The sequence below is a fragment of the Acinetobacter sp. ANC 4862 genome (assembly GCF_004336635.1).
Classification (GTDB): Bacteria; Pseudomonadota; Gammaproteobacteria; order Pseudomonadales; family Moraxellaceae; genus Acinetobacter.
Genome location: NZ_SJXH01000002.1, coordinates 95,929 through 117,061, shown reverse-complemented (window position 1 = coordinate 117,061; position 21,133 = coordinate 95,929). Strand labels below are relative to the sequence as shown.

The following is a 21,133-nucleotide window of genomic DNA, read 5'->3' as shown; positions in this document are numbered from 1 at the left end:
GTCGCTATGTTATTCGATTTTGAAAAGGGAAACGATTCAATAAAACTTAAACAAAAGATAAAATTAAGTTATAGCAAGTTTTATGAAATCAAAAAAAGACGACATAAAATCGTCTTTTAATGGGGAGAAAACTTAGAAACGCATGCCTACACCTGCATAAGCCAATAAGGGATTAATTTCAATCTCAGCTTTGGATCGGATTAATTCGCCATGAGTTGCATCGGACACGGTAATCGTGGTTTCATTTTTCATATGCGCGTAGGAAACTGAACCGACCGCAAACCATTTGTCATTAAAGTCATAAGTAAAACCTAAGGTGGCAATAGGTGCAATCGCATCGGTTGCTTCCAGGTCCACTTGAGGATTGGCTTTGCTTAGTTTGTCCTCTAGAGAAGCGCCAGCATTACCTTGTTTAATATTGGCAATCATGTGGCCGGCTGCTATTAAATCCTGTTCGGTATGCGGGTTGATTTCCAGTTCATTAAAGTATGCATACATCACGCCTAAACCGACATAAGGGCGGAATTTATTGACACCGGTTTTCCCAAAGTGATATTGGAATTCAAAGGCAGGCGTCCAGGCACGAGCTGTGGCGGCAGCGCCATGGGCTTCTAAATCAGTAATAAAAATATCGTTTTGCAAATCAATATTGAGAAATTCTAAGGGTAAGTTACCAATTTGTGGTGTGGCCACAGCAGAGAAAGGTGCGTAAATTTTGCCTTTACCCTGTAAGTCTACTTTAGGGGGAATACCGGCTTTCATTTCAAAGGAAATATGATCGGTAAAGAAGTAATTGGTCATGATACCCAAGGTCGTGACATCATCTGCCTCCAGACCTGTACCTAGGTTATTCCATTCTTCTAATCCTTGTATTTTTGAACTGCCACTGAGTCCGCTTCCCAACTGACCGCCGGTAAAAAAGCCTAAACCTTTTAAAATGGTGGCAAGCGCAGTCTGGTTGACCTCCGGATTAAGGTTGTTTAAGACGGTGTCGACCTGAATATCACCATTCTTGGAAACCTCACCATTTTTAACTGCCGTATTGACTTGGAAGGGTTGGGCTTTACCTTGCGGCATAACATGTAGCGCGCCGACAGAAACAGAAAAACGTTTAAAACCGTTTCCATCTTGTAAACTAAAATAAGGTGAATCGGCATAGCTTATTGCAGGTACAGCAGCAAGAGACGACATAATACAAAATAACGACTTGTTCATTCAGGGACTCCATGTCCATTTTACGTTTATAAGTTTTTTTCTGGTTTTGATTATATGATTGAAAAATCACCTGAATGTTGCTGAAAAATATAAGTCTGGTTATATTCCTGTAAATAATTAGACGATTTGTTTCAATAAGATAGCTAGATTATCTATTGGTAATAGAAATTTTGTTGCAAACTTGAACAGTTTTAAATGAAGTTAAATATTGGATAATTAAGAAAATATTCATCTATTTTTTAGAATATTTTGAGGGTTTTATTTCTCTTATGATTGTTGAATAATTTGATCATTAATCGGGATGAAATACGTGTTTGAATTTGCAAAAAGCAGTGCATTAAATGATTTAAAAAATCCGATCTCGCACTTAAAGGCATTTTTCCGTACAATATGCCTCAGAAATCCTTGAGTGAATCACATGAGCACCCAAAATACTCCCAAGAAGAAACCATTGGTCAATTTGCCTTTTCCTGTAAAAAAAGAGACTGAGCAAAATACGGATGAAGTGTTAGAGGAATTACGTCCGCGTCCGCAGCGCTATGCTGATCGCACCTGGATGCCGCCTCGTGGCACACGCCGTTCGATGGGTAAGCGTTAAGCTTTCAAAAAAGCCATGGCAAAAACCATGGCTTTTTTATTTGGGCATTACACTTTGCGGGATTAAAGATCACTAAGTATTGGTTTTTTTCTATTGTGCTTAAGATAATAATTTCTTTTGTCCTGATACATGGCCATGTCAGCTCGTTTTAGCATATCTTCCATGCGTTCATCGAGATGATTGGTCGCATAACCAATGGACAGGCTAATCGGTTGATTGGAATAAAATTGGTTATCCACCAATAAAAGTTCTTCCAGGCTTTGCAAACAGTTTTGTAGCGCTGCTTCATCAGCACCCGGCAACAAGATGACAAACTCATCGCCACCAATCCGGCAGGCAGAATACAGGGTTTGCTGAACCACCTGGTTTAATACGTTGCCCATACGTTGTAATAAACTATCACCCGCATCATGACCTAACTGATCATTGAGTTCTTTTAATCCATTCATATCCATAAAAATACAGGACACAGGGCGCTGCCTATTGCGTTGTAACCGATTTAATTCTGTTGTATAAAAAGAACGGTTATACAGCTTGGTCAGCACGTCGTGCTTGCCTAAATATTCCAGATACTTTTCAGCTTTCTTACGCGCGGTGATATCCGTGAGTGCAACCTGAACCATTCCCCAATTATCCAGGTAATCGGGGAAGACCGTAAATTGCAGCAGTACGTGGCGGATGCTGCCATCTAGCGCATAATTCACGGCTTCACGCTGATGATGAATATTGCCATTCCAAAGCTCGATTAATTGCTCTCGAAAGGTTTGAGTCATTTCCTGAGCAAAAACTTTATGCATGTTTTTAAACAAAACCTCTTTATTCGGTGCGCCAAATAATTCCAGTGTTGCCTGATTGACATCAATAATCAAAATCTCTTTGATGCACTCATGCACGAAATCATTATGCACATCTAAAAAAGTGCTGAAGTCTTCAATACCTAAATCACGTAATTGATCTAATTTAATTTTGATCCGGCTAAAATCTTCCACCCAAAGTGAGGTCGGTGAATAAATAAATCGGGCTTCCGCGAGATGTCGGCTTTTTTCTTCAAGACGGCAGGCTTCGGTATAGGAAGTAATATCTTCAGTCGTAATTAACAGCAATGATAAATCGTGTTCATGTTGCGGCAGTACAATGCCTTTGAGCTGGATATCGAGACGTTCACCGGTCAGGGTGTAGTTCACCGCGGAATTGGAAAACTGGGTTTCGCCATTCCATAAGGCCAGCAGTTCCTTAACATGGGTTTTGCTCATGTCTTCTTTAAAGACTAGATCAAGATTTTGATGTAAATGTTCAAAGTCCTTGGCTTGATACAGTTCCAGGGTTTTAGAATTTACTTTTAATAATTTAATTTTTCTTGCACATTCAAGTATTCGGGATTGATCTTGTTGTAGAAAATCTAACAGATCCTGAACACCCTGTTCACGCCACAGGTCAAATTGTTTTTTAACTTCACTATAGTCTTCAAGCCACATTGCAATGGGGGATAGTTCGAAAAAGGGGGAGTCCAGCATTTCCATTCAAGCAGCTCTTATTTTTTATTTAAGTTTAAGAATGCAGTATAGAGTGAAAAAAATAATTTGGAAATAATGTGATAAGTAAAATAATATTTTTGCTTAATGGTGGTTATGTCACGAATTACAATTCAGCATAACTAAAAAAAGCCAATTCAGAAATTGGCTTTTATTCGCTGGAATTAAAAATTAGCGGTTTTTTCTGCGGGCTTTATTTTCAGGTTTAGGTGCAGGAATTTCCCGTTCACCTTGCCACACATCAATAAAATCTTTTTCATTAATATTGTACAGTTCAAGCAAAGCTAAAATCACGCCGCCAAACATCATCGGGCCTTCAGAGTTACTTTGCCATTCAAATATTTTGCCATTTAGAACGTGTAAAATATCTGAAATTTCAAAACTACGATCACGTCCATTGCTATCGGTTGGGTAGATTTGCGTATTTAAAATAATTCTTGCGGCACTCTTTTCATTTTCAGATAAATCCAGACCGGTAACAACGTCATCATCACGGGTTGAAAAAATCACATCATCGTTAAAAACAGTTCTTAAGAAGTGTCGGGTCAGCTTGGGTAAGGCTCTTTCTACAAAAGGACGGAACGAACTTGGGAAAATCACATTATGTGAAATGCCTTTAAACATGGGCGCAATTTCTTCGGTTTTATAGCCTGCAATCCCACAACCAATTGAGGTGATGAAATAGGTCATCTTGGGATGATTTTTGGTATAAATCTTGAAATCATCAATATAGTGCTGAATTTGCGACAAGGGCATTTGTTGCAAATGCTCATTCATGGTCGGAATGGCATAACTTTGACCGGACCAACCGCGACCGACACCTGTCATCGCACCAAAGTGCTCAAGCGCAGTACGTGCAGCTCCACCTGCATGCTGTCCTGCCATATTGCTGCCAAAAACAAACACAGTATCTTCAGGTAAGCTTTTTACAATATTTTCATCGTGATAGTGATATGACATAGGCGAATACAATCGTGATGGTCTTTCATTCATGTTGCAATTGAAATGGCAGATGGTCAAGTGAAAGATCAGGATTTTTAAAATTAGAATAAAAGTTAGCGTCTTTGATAAGGATAAAGATAGTTTTGCAAGAAAAAGAGGCTTTACAAAGATTTTAGCTGATCTGATGTGATTTGATGAAAGCACTGAAATAAGAAGATCAACCTGAACGAAATCTACTGAATTAGCAAAATACAGAAATATAGGGGGTGCTGATGTTGCATGTTGGTTTTTAACCCTCATACTATGAAGGTTATGTCGTTGAAGATGGATACTATGCAGGATAGTCAGCAACCTTTTGAATTAGTGACCAGCTATCAACCCGCTGGTGATCAGCCACAAGCCATTGAAAAACTGGTCAGTGGTATTGAAAAAGGCTATCACGATCAGTTGCTATTAGGGGTAACGGGTTCGGGGAAAACCTATACCATGGCCAATGTGATTGCTCAGACTCAACGTCCAACCATTGTCATGGCGCACAACAAAACCTTGGCTGCACAGCTGTATGGCGAATTTAAGTCATTTTTTCCAAATAATGCGGTTGAATATTTTGTCAGTTATTACGACTACTATCAGCCAGAAGCCTATGTTCCATCTTCCGATACCTTTATCGAAAAAGATTCTGCCATTAATGATCATATTGATCAGATGCGCCTTTCAGCAACACGCGCATTATTAGAACGTCGCGATGCCATTATTGTGGCTTCGGTTTCTGCAATTTATGGTTTGGGTGATCCGAATGCCTATATGAGCATGTTGCTGCATATTGTACAGGGCGATCGAATCAGTCGAGACGACATTATTCGTCGTCTGGTCGAGATGCAATATACCCGTAATGAACTTGAATTCTTACGCGGTACCTATCGTATTCGCGGTGAAATTATGGATATTTTCCCGGCCGAATCGGATCAAGATGCAATTCGTATCGAACTGTTTGATGATGAAGTTGATTCCATCCGCTGGTTTGATCCATTAACCGGGAAAATGGTGCGTAAAGTACCGCGTGTCACGATTTATCCTAAAAGTCATTATGTCACTCCAAAAGACAACTTGCAGCGCGCCATCGGCACCATTCGTGAAGAATTGAAAGAGCGTTTAGTCTTCTTTCGCGAGCATGATAAATTACTTGAAGCTCAACGCATCGAACAGCGTACCCGTTATGATTTGGAAATGATGCAGCAGTTGGGTTATACCAACGGAATTGAAAACTATTCACGGCATTTGTCTGGTCGTCCATCGGGTGAAGCCCCTCCGACCTTATTCGATTATATCCCTGACGATGCTTTACTGATTATTGATGAATCGCATGTGACGGTTCCGCAAATTGGCGCGATGTATAAGGGTGACCGCTCGCGTAAAGAAAATCTGGTCAATTATGGTTTCCGTTTACCGAGTGCACTGGATAACCGCCCGATGCAATTTGAGGAGTGGGAGCGCATTATTCCGACCACGATTTATGTCAGCGCAACCCCGGCAAAATATGAGCTGGAAAAATCCGAGCAAATTGCCGAGCAGGTGGTTCGTCCAACCGGTTTGGTCGATCCTGAAATTGAAATTCGTCCAGTTTTGACCCAAGTCGATGATGTACTTTCAGAAATCAATCTGCGTAAAGATTTGGATGAACGTGTTTTGGTCACCACACTCACCAAGCGTATGGCAGAAGATTTAACTTCATATTTAAAAGAATATGGGGTGAAAGTCGCTTATTTGCATTCAGATATCGATACGGTAGAGCGGGTGAAGATTATTCATGACTTACGTTCTGGTGTGCATGATGTGCTGGTCGGCATTAACCTGTTACGTGAAGGTCTGGACATGCCAGAAGTATCTTTGGTCGCGATTCTGGATGCTGACAAAGAGGGTTTTTTGCGCTCTGAACGCTCACTGATTCAGACCATTGGTCGTGCAGCACGTAATGTAAAAGGTAAAGCGATTCTTTATGCTGACCGCATCACCGATTCCATGCGAAAAGCGATTGATGAAACGGATCGACGTCGTGCTAAACAAATCGAGTTTAATACGCTGCATGGGATTACACCGCGCAGTACAAAACGTCAAAACAATAAAGATATTGATACCGGTGAAGTACTGACTGATGATCAAATTGATGAAAAAATCTCGGATCAAGCACGTGCTTTAAGTGCGGATGACCGTCATATTCTGGCCGATCCTAAGTTGCTGGCCAAGCATATGTCCAAACTGGAAAAAGAGATGTTAAAAGCATCAAAAGAATTGCAGTTTGAACAGGCGGCACGACTGCGTGATGAAATTGTCCGTTTAAAAGCACAGATGCTAAGTTAGCTCGATAAGTAATTTTTTACAGCAAAATCATTACATAACACTACAGTATCACTCAGTTGGAATGGTTATTTTTAAATGGATATTCATTTTTATAAATCTTAAATTTTGACTGGAAAGGTAGCTTTATGACAACGAATGATCTTCCTAAAGCCGGCATTAAACTGGCTAAGATTGCTGTCGGTGGAGTCGTGCTCATTGGCTTGGGTATGGCCACCATGGCTTATGCAAAAAACAAGACCTTACACACTGTTGAAAAAATTGAATTGGATAAATATCTCGGTGTTTGGTATGAAGTTGCCCGTAAGCCAATGTACTTCCAAAATAAGTGTGATCGTGATGTATCTGCTATTTATACCTTAAATGAAAATGGCAATATTGGGGTAGATAACCGTTGCTATACTAAAGATGGACAATTAAATGAGTCTGTCGGTGAGGCGTTTATTCAAAATGCGCCATTTAATACCAAGTTGAAAGTCAGCTTTTTGCCGGAATCTGTTCGCTGGTTACCGGTAGGACGTGGAGATTATTGGGTTCTAAAAATTGACGATGCTTATCAAACGGTATTGGTCGGTGAGCCACGTCGCAGATATCTGTGGGTACTGTCTCGTTCAGCACAACCGAATCAAGCTGTAGTAAAAGAATATCTGGATTATGCCCAATCGATAGGTTATGACATTAGTGATGTGATTCATACTAAACAAACCCAAAAGTAATCTTAAAAGATTGATTGATCAAACCATGCTTCGGCATGGTTTTTTTATTATATGGTCAATTTGAAGGGTGAATGATCAAGTTTTCTGGGTGTGAAATGTTTATAATGCCGACGAGATCAATCCAGAGATGAAAGATGTATAAAGGCGTAGCTTTGTCTGTATTGGCATCGGTCACTTTTGGGGTTTTATATTTCTATACTCAATTCTTAAAACCTTTAGATAGCGAACAGACATTTGCCTGGCGTATGTTAGCCACACTACCATTTCTCACTTTATTTATGTGGTGGAGCGGTGATTTAAAACATATCGCAGAAATATTTAAACGGATTTTTAAGCAACCGACTTTTTTGATCTGGCTGATTGTCAGTTCAGTATTATGTACCACACAGCTTTGGTTGTTCTTGTGGGGACCGATTAATGGGCGTGGTTTGGAAGTCTCTTTGGGCTATTTCTTATTACCGTTGGTGATGGTGCTCATTGGTTGTGTACTTTACAAAGAAAAACTGTCCAAATGGCAAATTGCTGCAGTGATTTTTGCTAGTGTCGGGGTTGGGCATGAGCTATGGCGCATTGGTAGTATTGCTTGGGAAACGGTATATGTTGCCGTTGCCTATCCGATCTATTTCTTTTTAAGACGTGCTTTTAAAACCGACCACTTGGGTGGTTTCTGGTGGGATTTATTTTTAATCCTTCCGGTCGCTATTTATTTAGCAACTGTCTATAGTGACTCTTTTGCTTTAATTGGGCAATTTCAGCACTTAATCTGGGCTGTTTTGGGATTAGGCTTTTTAAGTGCTTTGGGACTGGGAAGTTATATTCTGGCAAGTCGTTATTTGCCTTTTGTTATATTTGGATTGTTAAGCTATTTAGAGCCTGTTTTACTGGCTTTTGCATCCATTGCTTTAGGTGAAAGGGTGGAATTGGCAGAATGGTTGACTTATATTCCAATTTGGTTGGCAGTGTTACTTCTGATCGTCGAAGGTTCAATTCATTTGGTCAAGCGACAGCGGAAGCAAAAGTCATTAGCACAAAATCTGGAAAATTATCAAGATCGCTTAAAGTAAACGGTCTCTGCTTTTGAGTTTTGTCTGATAAAGCAACATTTGAACCTAATTTATTATTTTGGTCTGAAATGTGGTGGTCTATAGCTTTCGATATGAAAATCATAAAAATAATTACAACTATTTTGTCAATTTATAATGAATATATAGCAAAATGTGCCAGACAAAATCAGCTTTTGATTCAAACTTCCGGACAATTCCTTTACAATTGCCGGGTTTTGAAATTCATGCCTAGATATACAATTAATTAGAGGACGTATCTGTGAGCAAAGAGACTATCATCGCCCTACATGCAGATCACCAAGGTCGCTGGAAAAACCGTGAAGAAATCGCGGAGCATATGATTGCCTTAATTGGTCAGTTGTATCGTGAAAAAAATATCGTGACTTCGGTATTTGGTCGTTCTTTAGTTAACCGTTCAGTAATCCAGATTTTAAAAGCACACCGTCGTACCCGTGTGATGGATGTTGAACTTTCTGCGGTTAACACTTTCCCCATTCTAGAAGCATTGGCTAAAGTTGAGAAAATTGGTTCTGCTGAAATCGATCTAGGTAAACTTGCGGTTGAATTTAAAGAAAAAGGCGGCGACATCGATGCATTTGTTGCAGATGCTGTTAAATCTTTAGAAGGCAATCCTGCAACTGTTGAACCTAAAGATGTGGTTCTTTACGGTTTCGGTCGTATCGGTCGTATCCTTGCCCGCTTGATCATTGGTCAATCAGGTCTTGGTCGTGGTTTAAGCCTTAAAGCAATCGTTGTTCGTAAATCATCTGATGGTGATTTGGAAAAACGTGCCTCTTTACTTCGTCGTGACTCAATTCACGGTCCATTTGCAGGCACAATTTCTGTAGATGAAGAAAACGAAGCAATCATTGCTAATGGTAACTTCATTAAAGTCATTTACGCTTCAAGCCCAAGCGAAGTGGATTACACAGCTTTTGGTATCAATAACGCTTTGGTGATTGATAACACAGGTAAATGGCGTGATGCTGAAGGTCTTGCTGAACACTTGAAATGCCCAGGTGTTGCGCGTGTTGTATTGACTGCTCCAAGTAAAGGCGAAATGAAAAATGTGGTGTATGGCGTAAACCATACTGACATTTTAGATGAAGACAAAATCATTTCTGCTGCTAGCTGCACAACAAATGCAATTACGCCAGTATTAAAAGTGTTAGATGACAAATACAAAGTGCTTAATGGTCACGTTGAAACTGTTCACTCTTTCACAAATGACCAAAACTTGATCGACAACTACCACAAGGCAGATCGCCGTGGTCGTGCTGCGACTTTGAACATGGTAATTACTGAAACTGGTGCTGCGAAAGCAGTTGCTAAAGCACTTCCTGCACTTAAAGGCAAGTTGACTGGTAACTCGGTACGTGTTCCGACTCCAAACGTATCACTTGCTATTCTTAACTTAACACTTGAGAAAGAAGTTGATCGTGAAGAGGTGAATGAATACATTCGTCAAATCTCAATCAACTCAAGCCTTCAAGGTCAAATTGGTTATACAAATTCTACTGAAGTTGTATCTTCTGACTTTATCGGTTCACGTACTGCAGGTGTATTTGATGCGCAAGCAACAATCACTTCAGGTAATCGTTTAACAGCGTATGTTTGGTACGATAACGAAGTGGGTTATAGCTGCCAGGTATTACGTATTGCTGAACAAATGTGTGGCGTAAGCTATCCAAAAGTTCCTGCTGAAACAAATGCATAATTTGTAAAGTAGTAAAAAAGAGTCTCATTTGAGGCTCTTTTTTTGTTTTCTAAAGTTAAAAATTGAGCTGTTACCTAAGTTTTCTCAATTAAATTAACTCCATTCGCTTTTGAAAAAAATATGATTTTTCTTTCAAATAGTCATTAGGAGACTTTGTGATCTAGATAGAGGCGGTTTTGAGTTTACTTTATGAAATTTGATTCACTCAATCATTTTAAAATAATTACATTTTTTGTTAACCAAGCCTTCTTTTAAGTCTTATGTCTCATAATTTTTATTCTAAAAAAGCGGTAAATTGATGGTTTTATATATGTGAACAACGTATCTTGTTATAGTGGCTTGCTTAAGGTAAGTATATATATAAAAGTAAGTTAAGAATAAAATTGGAGAACATGGATGAGCACCTACGCAACCAGTCATTTACTTGGACAAGTTTTATCTAATCAATGCCCTTCACGTGAAATATTGGAACACTTAACCACCAAATGGTCTGTGTTAGTTTTACGCTGTTTAAGTGATGGTGTGCATCGTTTTAGCGAGTTAAAACAGCGCATAGAAGGGGTGAGTGAAAAAATGCTGGCGCAAACCTTAAAAGTATTGGAAAAAGATGGTTTTCTGATTCGTACGGTTTATCCGGTTGTACCGCCTAAAGTTGAATATCAGCTAACTATTCTGGGTGCGCAGGCAGCTGAAAAAATGACAATACTCATTGGTTGGATTGAACGAAATTTACCTGAAATTTTAGAAAATAAACAACGTGTTGCTAAATAATAGCAGTGAGTCATTTAAATGCTTTATGAGATATCTAAGTGAAGGGGCTTTATTTAAAAGTGTTAACTAATTGCGATAACTTTAAAAATGAAGCTTCACAAAATGAGAAAAATGGCTTTATTTTTAATTAAAATTTTTGAAAACTTAAACTGTAATTTGATATTTCACAAAATGTAAAAATTGAATCCTAGCAGGAGAGGCAATCGATTTAAGTAAATCATTTAAGTGAAAATATTCCTGCATTATTTTTAGTTATTTTTTGAAATTTATAAGCGTGAATTTTAGATTCAAGTTTATTTGAAGGATTAAAATATAAAGTAAGTGAAATTTAACCCAAAAGTAGGTTTACTTAGCTAAGTAGGTGGTTATTTTAAATTTTATGACTGGATCATTGAGCCAAGTCAAGCAATATGACTTCAGTTCAAGCCAAATTCATCTTAACAATACTAAAAATCATGTAATGCTGAATAATACTATTCGAGAAATTTTGTAAAATATGGCAGAATATGCGGTTTTAAAGTATTTAGAGGATTGGCAGCATGCGCTTTGTTGATGAAGCAGTCATTACCGTAGAGGCTGGCGACGGTGGCAATGGCGTAGCCAGTTTTCGCCGTGAAAAATTCGTACCATTTGGTGGTCCAGATGGTGGTGATGGTGGACGTGGCGGTAACATCTATGTTGAAGCCGATAACGACACAAGCACACTTGTAGATTATCGTTATACCCGTAGATTCCGTGCAGAACGCGCCAAGAATGGTCGTGGTGCAAACTGTTCAGGTCGTGGCGGTGAAGACACCATATTAAAAGTTCCAGTAGGAACAACCATTGTAGATACAGAATCAGGCGATATCATCGGCGATTTAGTGGCTGATGGTCAACGTGTGATGGTTGCAGCGGGCGGTGAAGGTGGTTTGGGTAATACTCACTTTAAATCATCGACTAACCGTTCACCACGTAAGTGCACAACAGGTACCAAAGGTGAATACCGTGAAATTCGTTTAGAGCTTAAAGTTCTTGCGGATGTTGGCTTGCTCGGTATGCCGAATGCCGGTAAATCGACCTTTATTCGTGCAGTATCAGCAGCTAAACCTAAAGTTGCAGATTATCCATTTACCACTATGGTTCCAAACCTGGGTGTAGTTGATGCCGACCGTCACCGTTCATTTGTGATGGCCGATATTCCTGGATTGATTGAAGGTGCCTCTGAAGGTGCAGGTCTGGGTATTCGTTTCCTTAAACATTTGGCCCGTACCCGTATTCTGTTGCACATTGTTGATGTACAACCGATTGACGGTTCAGACCCGGTGCACAATGCCAAGGCAATTTTGAATGAGTTGAAAAAATTCTCTCCAACCCTTGCTAAATTGCCAGTCGTGTTAGTGCTGAATAAAGTTGATCAACTCGATCAGGACACCAAAGAAGAATGGTGTAAACATCTTCTGGAAGAAATGAAGTGGGAAGGTCCGGTATTCCAAACTTCTGGCTTAATGTCGGAAGGAACCAAAGAAGTTGTTTATTACCTGATGGATCAAATTGAACAACAACGTGAACGCGAAGTTGAAGATCCTGAATACGCAGCAGAAATGAAAGCATTCCGTGATCAGCTTGAAGCTGAGACACGTGAACAAACCATCGCAGCGAAAGAAGCTTATCGTGAAATGCGTCGTCAACAACGTCTTGCCGGTCTATTGGCGGAAGATGATGATGAAGATGATAACGACGGTGATGATGGCGAAATGGAAGTGTTTTACGTACGTTAAGCTCTTAGGATAGAGTACTGAGGACAAGATGATAGAAGTGGTAGATGGGCAACGTCAGCTCAAGGGTTGTAAACGAATCGTTGTTAAAATCGGATCATCTTTACTCACGGCAAATGGGCAAGGTTTAGATTTGGATGCAATTTCGCATTGGGCGAAACAAATTGCGGATCTACACAATGCAGGACACGAGATCATTCTGGTGTCTTCAGGTGCTGTGGCTGAAGGTATGGTTCGGATGAAATTGTCGAATCGACCCACTGATTTACCGAGTCTTCAGGCATGTGCTGCTATTGGCCAAATGGGCTTGATTCAAACCTGGTCGAGTGTATTAGAAAATCATTCTATTCAAACGGCTCAAGTTTTATTGACTCATGATGACCTGGCAGACCGTCGTCGTTATTTGAACTCTTGCGATGCTTTGCAGCATTTAATTGACTGGCATGTGATTCCTGTTATTAATGAAAATGACACGGTATCGACTGACGAAATTCGCTTTGGTGATAACGACACCTTGGCTGCTATGGTCGCAGGTCAGGTTCATGCAGATTTGTTGATTATTTTAACCGATCAGCAAGGCATGTTTGATTCTGACCCACGTTCTAATCCAAATGCAAAACTGTTCCATACGGTTCGTGCTTTGGATGAAAGTCTGTTTGATATGGCCGGTGGTGGCGGAAAATTTGGTCGTGGCGGTATGTTGACCAAAGTTCGTGCGGCACGCTTGGCAGCGAAATCAGGTTGTCCAACCCTAATCGCCAGTGGCGAAAGCGACAATGTGCTTGCGCGTTTAATGTCTGGTGAGTTGCTTGGAACATTGTTTATTACGGATAATGACCGTATTACTGCACATCAGCAATGGTTGGCTGCGCATCTGCAAACTGCAGGGCGTTTAGTCTTGGACGATGGCGCAGTGAAAGCCATTAAAGAAAACCATCGCAGTTTATTGCCTGTTGGGGTAAGAGCAGTGGAAGGTCATTTTGAACGTGGTGATGTGGTTGAATGTGTCGATTCACATGGTGGTCGTGTTGCTGTGGGGCGTGTCAACTTTAGTTCGCGCTCAGCTGAAATTGTGAAGGGTTTGTCTTCGGATAAAGTTCATCAGGTTTTAGGTGAAGCACGTTCTTTAGAAATGATTCATCGCAATCATATGGCGATATACTAAGAATTTAGGTATTAAAAAATCCCGCTTAAGAGCGGGATTTTTTATGTGTAAATTTTCTAAAATTTAAAAAAGGGAAGTCCTCTTTCTTGCTAACTCAGAATATATTCTGAGGATTCTTATCTTCTAAAAGCAGAAGGAGCTTCCCTTAAGAAAATAAATAATTTTTAGAATAACTGGTCTCTTGTTCAAAAGGAGAAAAAGCTATAAAGCCTTATTTAAACTGAATCGACCCATTGGCGTTCACGGTAATTTTAGATTCACCCGCTGCTACGTCTTGAGCATCGACAGCTTCAGCACCTGAAAATTTCGCCATGTTGGCACGCATCATGACCGGTTGTGGGTACTGACCATTGGTATTCAAATTGAGATTAACCAGGTTATAACCCGATTTATTCCAGGCTTGGCTGAGCATTTGTGCACGTTGCTGAAAGTTTTTTGAAGCCTCTACCATCAGCTCATTCTCAACTTTTTTACGTTGCGCATCTGAAACGTTAAAGTTAATCGATTGAGTCTGGAAGTTTTGTTGAAGTTCGCCGATCAATTGGCTCGCGGCTTTAAAGTCAGTACTTTCAATCTGAATTTCTGCACGACCACGCCATTCTTTCAACTTGCGGCTGTCATTGTCATAAATTGGATAAGTAGTTTGAGAACCAGTTTCTACTTTAACCTGTGGATATTTTCTGGCTAAAGCCATAGCTTGATTCATTAATTTCGTGATTTGTGACGCAAGTTCTGCAGGTTGTTTATTGCTTTTTTCAATGTATAAAACCGCATGCATTTCATCATTTGACACTTGGCGTGCGGCTTCTGCTTGTACATTGACGACGTTGTAATTAAGTTGTTCATTTTGTTGAGCAAAGGCAGTTGCACTGAAAGTAGAGGCTAAAACCAGAGTGGAGAGAGTTAAATAACGCATTTTTTTGACCTATTTTTGTAAGTGAAATTTGAATCTATATTGATGATATTAAAGTGTGTTTATGGTGAATTTTAGTAGAGTTTGTGGTGGGATTGTAAAAACAAGCTCAAAAAATACCCTTTATTTTTATTTATGAAATTTAAGATAAATTATACACTTATAACTTAATTTGAAAGAAGTTTTACTTTATTACACGACTTTACCAATAAAAGCATAAGAAAATGCGGTTTTCTTTCCCCTGTCACAATGTAAGATGATAATTCAACCTCTAGATTAGCTTGATATTTTTTTTGATGAATTAGGACGGATAAAGTGCCGAAAGTTGTTTATTTTTTAGAAAAATTCGGTATCATCCGCCCTCTAGTTATGACAAATAAATTGAAGTCTAACTAGAACTATAAAGCACCGAGTCAAAAGACCGCAAGTCACCCGACTTATTTCTTTTAACCCATATCAGAGATGGTAATTCGATATGAGCGTTTCTTCTGTAAATCCTGCCCCTAAGTCTACTAACGAATACTATTTGACTCGCCAAAGCCAGATGGAATCCAATGTTCGTAGCTATCCACGTAAATTACCGTTAGCGATAGCAAAAGCCTTAGGCTGCTGGGTTACTGATGTTGAAGGTACTGAGTACCTCGATTGTTTAGCTGGGGCAGGGACATTGGCTTTAGGCCATAATCACCCTGCGGTCATCCAAAGTATTCAAGACACTTTAGCAAGTGGCTTGCCATTACATACTTTAGATTTAACAACGCCTTTAAAAGATGCTTTTACTGAAGCACTACTTGAGCAATTACCTGGTGGTAAAGAAGAGTATTGTCTACAGTTCTGTGGTCCGTCTGGTGCAGATGGTACAGAAGCAGCAATTAAATTAGCAAAAACCTATACAGGTCGTAGTACTGTGATCAGCTTCTCTGGTGGCTATCATGGGATGACGCATGGCGCTTTAGCCATGACAGGTAACTTGTCTGCTAAAAATGCGGTAAATGGCTTAATGCCAGGCGTACAGTTTATGCCGTATCCGCATGAATACCGTTGCCCATTGGGTCTTGGCGGTGAAGTAGGTGTAGATGCTTTAACTTACTTCTTTGAAAACTTTATTGAAGATGTAGAAAGTGGTGTAACCAAGCCAGCAGCCGTGATTCTTGAAGCAATTCAAGGTGAAGGTGGTGTGGTTACCGCGCCAACCAAATGGTTGAAGAAAATCCGTGAAGTGACTGAAAAACACAACATCGTACTTATTCTTGATGAAGTTCAAGCCGGTTTCGCACGTTCTGGCAAAATGTTTGCCTTTGAACATGCAGGAATTGAACCTGACGTTGTTGTGATGTCAAAAGCAGTGGGTGGTAGTTTACCGCTTGCAGTACTGGGTATTAAACGTAAGTTTGATGCTTGGCAGCCTGCTGGTCACACAGGAACTTTCCGTGGTAACCAATTGGCGATGGGTACTGGTCTTGCAACGATCAAAACCATTAAAGAACAAAATCTTGCGCAAAATGCACAAGAACGTGGTGACTTCTTACAAGCTGAATTGAAAAAATTAGCAGTTGAATTCCCATGTATCGGTAACGTACGTGGCCGTGGTTTGATGATTGGTGTTGAAATCGTGGATGAACGCCAACAAGCAGATCACATGGGTTCATTACCAGGTGATTCTCAATTGGCTGCTGCGATTCAAGCTGCATGTTTCGACAACAAATTGTTGCTCGAAAAAGGTGGTCGTAACGGTACAGTGATTCGTTTACTTTGCCCACTCATCATCACGCATGACGAATGTGTTGAAGCGATTGCTCGCTTTAAGAAAGCAATTGCTGAAGCGCTTATTGCTACTCGAGGCGCATAATACATGGTAGATTTTGCAGAACACCGTAAAGCGTTATTCTGCAATGATGCAGGTTCCATTGCTGACTATCAGTCAGCAATGGACGAAGCGGTAAAAGCCGTTTCAGCATGGTTGCAAAACGACAAAATGTACACTGGCGGCAGCATTAAAGAGCTACGCAGTGCAATTGCATTTCATCCTTCAAAAGAAGGGATGGGCTTGCACAAATCTCTTGAACGTATGGTTGAGCTTTTCTTAAATAAAAGCTTGAAAGTACATCATCCGAATTCACTTGCGCATTTGCATTGCCCGACCATGGTCGCGAGCCAAATTGCAGAAGTGTTGATTAATGCAACCAACCAGTCTATGGACTCATGGGATCAAAGCCCTGCCGGTTCATTGATGGAAGTTCAGCTCATTGACTGGCTTCGTCAAAAAGTCGGTTATGGTGCAGGTCAGGCAGGTGTATTTACCTCTGGCGGTACGCAATCGAACTTGATGGGTGTACTACTGGCTCGTGATGCATGTATCGCGAAAAACTGGAAAGACGAAAACGGTAATCCGTGGTCTGTTCAGCGTGAGGGTATCCCTGCTGACGCGATGCGTAACGTTAAAGTGATTTGTTCTGAAAATGCGCATTTCTCTGTGCAAAAGAACATGGCGATGATGGGTATGGGCTTCCAGTCTGTAGTGGCTGTTCCTGTGAACGAAAATGCACAGATGGATGTTGTTGCTCTCGAGCAAATCATGGCGAAACTACAAGCAGAAGGCAAAATCGTTGCATGTGTGGTTGCGACTGCAGGTACAACCGATGCCGGTGCTATCGATCCATTAAAAGCGATTCGTGACATCACCAACAAGTATGGCGCGTGGATGCACATCGACGCAGCATGGGGTGGGGCACTGATTCTTTCGAATGAGTTCCGTACAATGCTGGATGGTATCGAGTTGTCTGATTCTGTGACACTTGATTTCCATAAGCATTATTTCCAAACCATTTCTTGTGGCGCGTTCTTGCTCAAAGACGAAGCGAACTACCGTTTCATGCATTATGAAGCTGAGTACTTAAACTCTGCTTATGATGAAGAACATGGCGTTCCAAACTTGGTGTCTAAATCATTACAAACAACCCGTCGTTTTGATGCGTTGAAATTGTGGATGACGGTTGAGGCACTCGGTGAAGAGCTTTATGGTTCCATGATCGATCATGGTGTGAAGTTGACCCGCGAAGTGGCTGACTACATCAATGCAACTGCTGGTTTAGAGATGCTGGTTGATCCACAATTTGCTTCTGTATTGTTCCGTGTGATTCCTGAAGGCTACCCAACAGAATTGCTGGATACACTAAATCAGAACGTTGCAGATGAATTGTTTGCACGTGGTGAAGCAAATATTGGGGTAACTAAAGTGGGTGATGTTCAATCATTGAAGATGACTACACTCAGCCCTATTGCAACTTTAGATAACGTGAAGAATCTTTTACGCTTAGTGCTAGAAGAAGCTGATCGTATCAAAGGTCCAATTCAAGCCGGTACATATAAACCTGCCATCGACTAATCGATGTAGTGGTTTATTGTATTAGAGAAAAGGAGATCAATTGATCTCCTTTTCTTATTGTGGGTGTGATTTTTGGCTCTATTTAAGGAATTCATGCAACGGCACAGTCTCATATTGTAAATAAAATTTTAAATTGAGTTACTTGGATGGTGCCTTGCTTTTCAAGGATGGAAAGTAGCAAAAATCCCTTGTTGCACTGAAAGAACTTCTTTTTGAAATCATTTTAAGATTGATACTCGTAGAAATCTATGCTGCAAAGAGCGGACTAAATCCCATTTCCCTCAGTAGTTTTCGATACATACTCGAACTGCGATCTGCTGGGAAATGCGCTTCTAATGATAAATCTAAAGGTAGATATTCAGGTTTCTGATTTTCAACAATAAGTCGATCTTCCTCAAAAATTTTTAAATTAAACTCGTAAGCATCTTCAACCGGTAAGTCTTTGTCATAATTACGGCAAATCGGTGCAAATAGCCGCGTCGAACGCGCTGTCATTGGAGATGCTGCATTCATAATGACTTGTCGTGCATTGTTGGGAAAATGAATGGTTAAAGTTGCGGTAAAGGGTAAGCTGATTTCAAAATGTCTGAGCCATTTGAAATCTTGCTGACCACGTTGATCTAGTCCAATCGGATAACGTCCAACACCACTGATATAATCTGCAGAAAAGCCATAATCGGTTTCAGTCGTTGTATAGTCTGGAACTTCTACATTATCCGGATCGCCAAAAGTATCTGGATGCACCCAGGCAAAATGAGCCACATCAATAAAGCCTTCGAGCTGTCTTCCTGCAAAGCAGTTAATGTCTACTTGGGGGCAAACCAGTTGCTGGTATTCAGCATCATCCCAAAAGGGCATGATTGGAATATGGGGTTCAGCATTTTTTGCCGCAGTCAGCGAACACCAAATCAAACCATAACGTTCCACTGCAGCATAAGTTTTTAGATTAAAGCGATCTGAAATCTTGTGTTGAGGATGTGCTGGAATACGGTTGCATTGACCCTTACTACCAAATCGTAAACCATGATAACGACAGACTATGCCTTGACCATCATTTTTCCCCAAGCTTAAAGGAACACCCCGGTGAGGGCAGGCATCTTTGGCAACAATTAACTCACCATTCATTTTATAAATCACCAGTGGCATATCCAGCAACATGGTTCCCAACGGCTGATCAGAGATATCACGGGCAAGGGCAATCGGATACCAATGTTGGGCCAATAAATGCCAGTCATGTTCCTGAAATGTCATATGTACGGGTAAATCAGGATTAAAAGTGGCAATATTTTTACTATTCATAACGGAATCTTTTTTTTTCTTGATCTTGAGTTTGAATATAAAACAGCGCCCCATTCTATGAAATTTCAATTAACTTGATCGGTGATTGCAAAAATTAGAACAGTGAGGCAATTTTGAAAATCAAATAAGGGAAATGAACATAAGTCGTCATGGTTTCATTTAGGTAAGGGCTATGGGCAGCAGCAATCGACTAAGGTCAGGGTGTTATTAAAAGAGGTTTTTAAGACTTCTTTTTTGTCAGTAAAAATTTAATCAGACACTCTTTTTAAGTTCAAAAAATAAAATAGATATGAAGTAAATTGACCAAAATGATGAGACACATAAATCAATGCTTGAATAATAAGCAATGATTTTTGATGACAGTAAATGAATTATTACAATTGTAATGCTGCAAAAATAAAAAAATCATCCGATTAAATGTGATGTTATTTATTGATTTATATAAATTTATAATTATAAAAAAAAAGCTTTTCCAATTATCATTAAAACGTCACATAGCTGTAACTTCTTTGTCATATTATAAAATCAAAATGCAGCTATCGAAAAAGTACAAAACTTTATAAAAAAGTAGCGTACTTCAAAATTGCATCTAATGAAGAGAGAAGAGAATGCGCTTAAATCACATCGCACTTGCTTTAGTAGTTTCAGGGGCAGCTGTAGCAACCACAGCAAATGCAGCTCGTGACACCATCCAGATCGCTGGTTCTTCAACTGTTCTACCTTACGCAAGTATTGTAGCAGAAGAATTTGGTAACACTTTTCCACAGTTTAAAACACCTGTTGTAGGTTCTGGTGGTACATCTGGCGGTTTGAAGCAATTCTGTCAAGGCGTGGGTGATAACACCATCGACATCGCCAATGCATCTCGTAAAATTAAAGATTCTGAATTAGCTGCATGTAAAAAAGCAGGCGTGAATCAAGTGATTGAAATTAAAGTGGGTTATGACGGTATTGTATTTGCATCTAATTCAAAGAAAGCGTCTTATAAATTACGCCCACAACATGTATTTGCAGCGCTTGCAGCAGAATTACCTTCAAATGGTAAATTGGTTGCAAACCCGTATACACGTTGGAACCAAATTGATAAAGCACTTCCAAATGAACCAATTACATTGGTAATTCCAGCATCTAACCACGGTACACGTGAAGTGTTCCAAGAAAAAATGGTTGAAGCAGGTTGTGAATCTTACGCATATTTCAAAAATTTAGATAAAGATGCACAGAAGAAAGCATGTTCTACTTTCCGTAAAGACGGCAAAGTGATTGAAATTGCAGGCGACTATACTGAAACACTGGCACGTTTAAAAACTTCTCCAAGTGCGGTAGGTGTATTTGGTCTAGGTTTCTATGATCAAAACCGTGACAAATTACGTGTAGCGACAGTAAACAATGTTGTGCCATCAGAAAAAACGATTCTGAATGGTTCTTACCCAGTATCACGTCCATTGTACTTCTACGTGAAAGGTGAGCACCTTAAATCAATCAAAGGTTTACAACAATATTCTGAATACTTCTTAAGTAAGAAAGTTTCAGGTAAAGGTTCTAAGCTGGAAAAAGCGGGTCTGATTTCAATGTCTGATAAAGAACGCGCAAAAATTCTTGCAGCTTTAAAAGCTGGTAAAGCAGTTAAGTAATTAGAAATGAACGAGCTGGTGCTAGATAATTTCTAGCATCAGCTTTTTTGCATAGACAAGGTTTTTTCAA

The 21,133-nt window shown here is 39.9% G+C and carries 16 protein-coding genes; 11 read left to right on the top strand and 5 right to left on the bottom strand.

What is annotated here, in order from left to right; all coding sequences use genetic code 11:
* Positions 1 to 132 precede the first annotated feature (132 nt).
* Complete coding sequence (locus E0409_RS01460) at positions 133 to 1,215, bottom strand: OmpW/AlkL family protein (protein WP_131286869.1); 1,083 nt, start codon at positions 1,213 to 1,215, stop codon at positions 133 to 135.
* A 418-nt stretch (positions 1,216 to 1,633) separates the two neighbouring features.
* Between E0409_RS01460 and E0409_RS01455 the strand changes: the two genes are divergently transcribed.
* Positions 1,634 to 1,813: a hypothetical protein gene (locus E0409_RS01455; RefSeq protein ID WP_131286867.1), complete on the top strand. Its 180-nt coding sequence runs from the start codon at positions 1,634 to 1,636 to the stop codon at positions 1,811 to 1,813.
* 62 nt (positions 1,814 to 1,875) lie between these two features.
* Here E0409_RS01455 and E0409_RS01450 read toward each other — a convergent pair whose 3' ends face one another.
* Both E0409_RS01450 and E0409_RS01445 read right to left on the bottom strand, forming a co-directional pair.
* Entirely contained in the window at positions 1,876 to 3,333 is a 1,458-nt protein-coding gene (locus tag E0409_RS01450; protein ID WP_131286865.1) for a sensor domain-containing diguanylate cyclase, read from the bottom strand.
* A 183-nt stretch (positions 3,334 to 3,516) separates the two neighbouring features.
* Positions 3,517 to 4,305: an A1S_2505 family phage non-structural protein gene (locus tag E0409_RS01445; protein ID WP_131286863.1), complete on the bottom strand. Its 789-nt coding sequence runs from the start codon at positions 4,303 to 4,305 to the stop codon at positions 3,517 to 3,519.
* 315 nt (positions 4,306 to 4,620) lie between these two features.
* On the opposite strand from E0409_RS01445, the gene uvrB reads away from it, so the two are divergent.
* The 7 genes from uvrB (at position 4,621) to proB (ending at position 13,832) form a co-directional block, all read left to right on the top strand.
* Positions 4,621 to 6,645 (top strand): excinuclease ABC subunit UvrB, encoded by a 2,025-nt coding sequence (gene uvrB / locus E0409_RS01440; RefSeq protein ID WP_131287018.1) that lies wholly within the window; start codon positions 4,621 to 4,623, stop codon positions 6,643 to 6,645.
* A gap of 125 nt (positions 6,646 to 6,770) precedes the next feature.
* On the top strand, positions 6,771 to 7,358 hold the full coding sequence (locus tag E0409_RS01435) for a lipocalin family protein (protein ID WP_131286861.1): 588 nt from the start codon (positions 6,771 to 6,773) through the stop codon (positions 7,356 to 7,358).
* A 134-nt stretch (positions 7,359 to 7,492) separates the two neighbouring features.
* Positions 7,493 to 8,422, top strand: coding sequence for an EamA family transporter RarD (gene rarD / locus E0409_RS01430; RefSeq protein WP_131286859.1), 930 nt, complete (start codon positions 7,493 to 7,495; stop codon positions 8,420 to 8,422).
* Positions 8,423 to 8,681: 259 nt separating this feature from the next.
* Positions 8,682 to 10,139, top strand: a complete 1,458-nt coding sequence (locus tag E0409_RS01425; RefSeq protein ID WP_131286857.1) for a glyceraldehyde-3-phosphate dehydrogenase — start codon at positions 8,682 to 8,684, stop codon at positions 10,137 to 10,139.
* A gap of 396 nt (positions 10,140 to 10,535) precedes the next feature.
* Positions 10,536 to 10,910 (top strand): winged helix-turn-helix transcriptional regulator, encoded by a 375-nt coding sequence (locus E0409_RS01420; RefSeq protein ID WP_131286855.1) that lies wholly within the window; start codon positions 10,536 to 10,538, stop codon positions 10,908 to 10,910.
* 539 nt (positions 10,911 to 11,449) lie between these two features.
* Entirely contained in the window at positions 11,450 to 12,670 is a 1,221-nt protein-coding gene (gene cgtA / locus E0409_RS01415; protein WP_131286853.1) for an Obg family GTPase CgtA, read from the top strand.
* A 28-nt stretch (positions 12,671 to 12,698) separates the two neighbouring features.
* Positions 12,699 to 13,832 (top strand): glutamate 5-kinase, encoded by a 1,134-nt coding sequence (gene proB, locus E0409_RS01410; protein ID WP_131286851.1) that lies wholly within the window; start codon positions 12,699 to 12,701, stop codon positions 13,830 to 13,832.
* 211 nt (positions 13,833 to 14,043) lie between these two features.
* On the opposite strand, the gene E0409_RS01405 is transcribed toward proB, so the two are convergent.
* Positions 14,044 to 14,748 (bottom strand): SIMPL domain-containing protein, encoded by a 705-nt coding sequence (locus tag E0409_RS01405; RefSeq protein ID WP_131286849.1) that lies wholly within the window; start codon positions 14,746 to 14,748, stop codon positions 14,044 to 14,046.
* 472 nt (positions 14,749 to 15,220) lie between these two features.
* On the opposite strand from E0409_RS01405, the gene E0409_RS01400 reads away from it, so the two are divergent.
* Positions 15,221 to 16,594 (top strand): diaminobutyrate--2-oxoglutarate transaminase, encoded by a 1,374-nt coding sequence (locus tag E0409_RS01400; RefSeq protein WP_131286847.1) that lies wholly within the window; start codon positions 15,221 to 15,223, stop codon positions 16,592 to 16,594.
* A gap of 3 nt (positions 16,595 to 16,597) precedes the next feature.
* Positions 16,598 to 18,130 carry a pyridoxal phosphate-dependent decarboxylase family protein gene (locus E0409_RS01395; RefSeq protein WP_131286845.1) on the top strand — a complete coding sequence of 511 codons (1,533 nt, stop codon included), beginning with the start codon at positions 16,598 to 16,600 and terminating at the stop codon, positions 18,128 to 18,130.
* Positions 18,131 to 18,376: 246 nt separating this feature from the next.
* Here the strand turns inward: E0409_RS01395 and E0409_RS01390 are convergent, their stop codons facing one another.
* Positions 18,377 to 19,429 (bottom strand): Rieske 2Fe-2S domain-containing protein, encoded by a 1,053-nt coding sequence (locus E0409_RS01390; RefSeq protein WP_131286843.1) that lies wholly within the window; start codon positions 19,427 to 19,429, stop codon positions 18,377 to 18,379.
* A 608-nt stretch (positions 19,430 to 20,037) separates the two neighbouring features.
* On the opposite strand from E0409_RS01390, the gene E0409_RS01385 reads away from it, so the two are divergent.
* Complete coding sequence (locus E0409_RS01385; protein ID WP_131286841.1) at positions 20,038 to 21,063, top strand: substrate-binding domain-containing protein; 1,026 nt, start codon at positions 20,038 to 20,040, stop codon at positions 21,061 to 21,063.
* Positions 21,064 to 21,133: the final 70 nt, after the last annotated feature.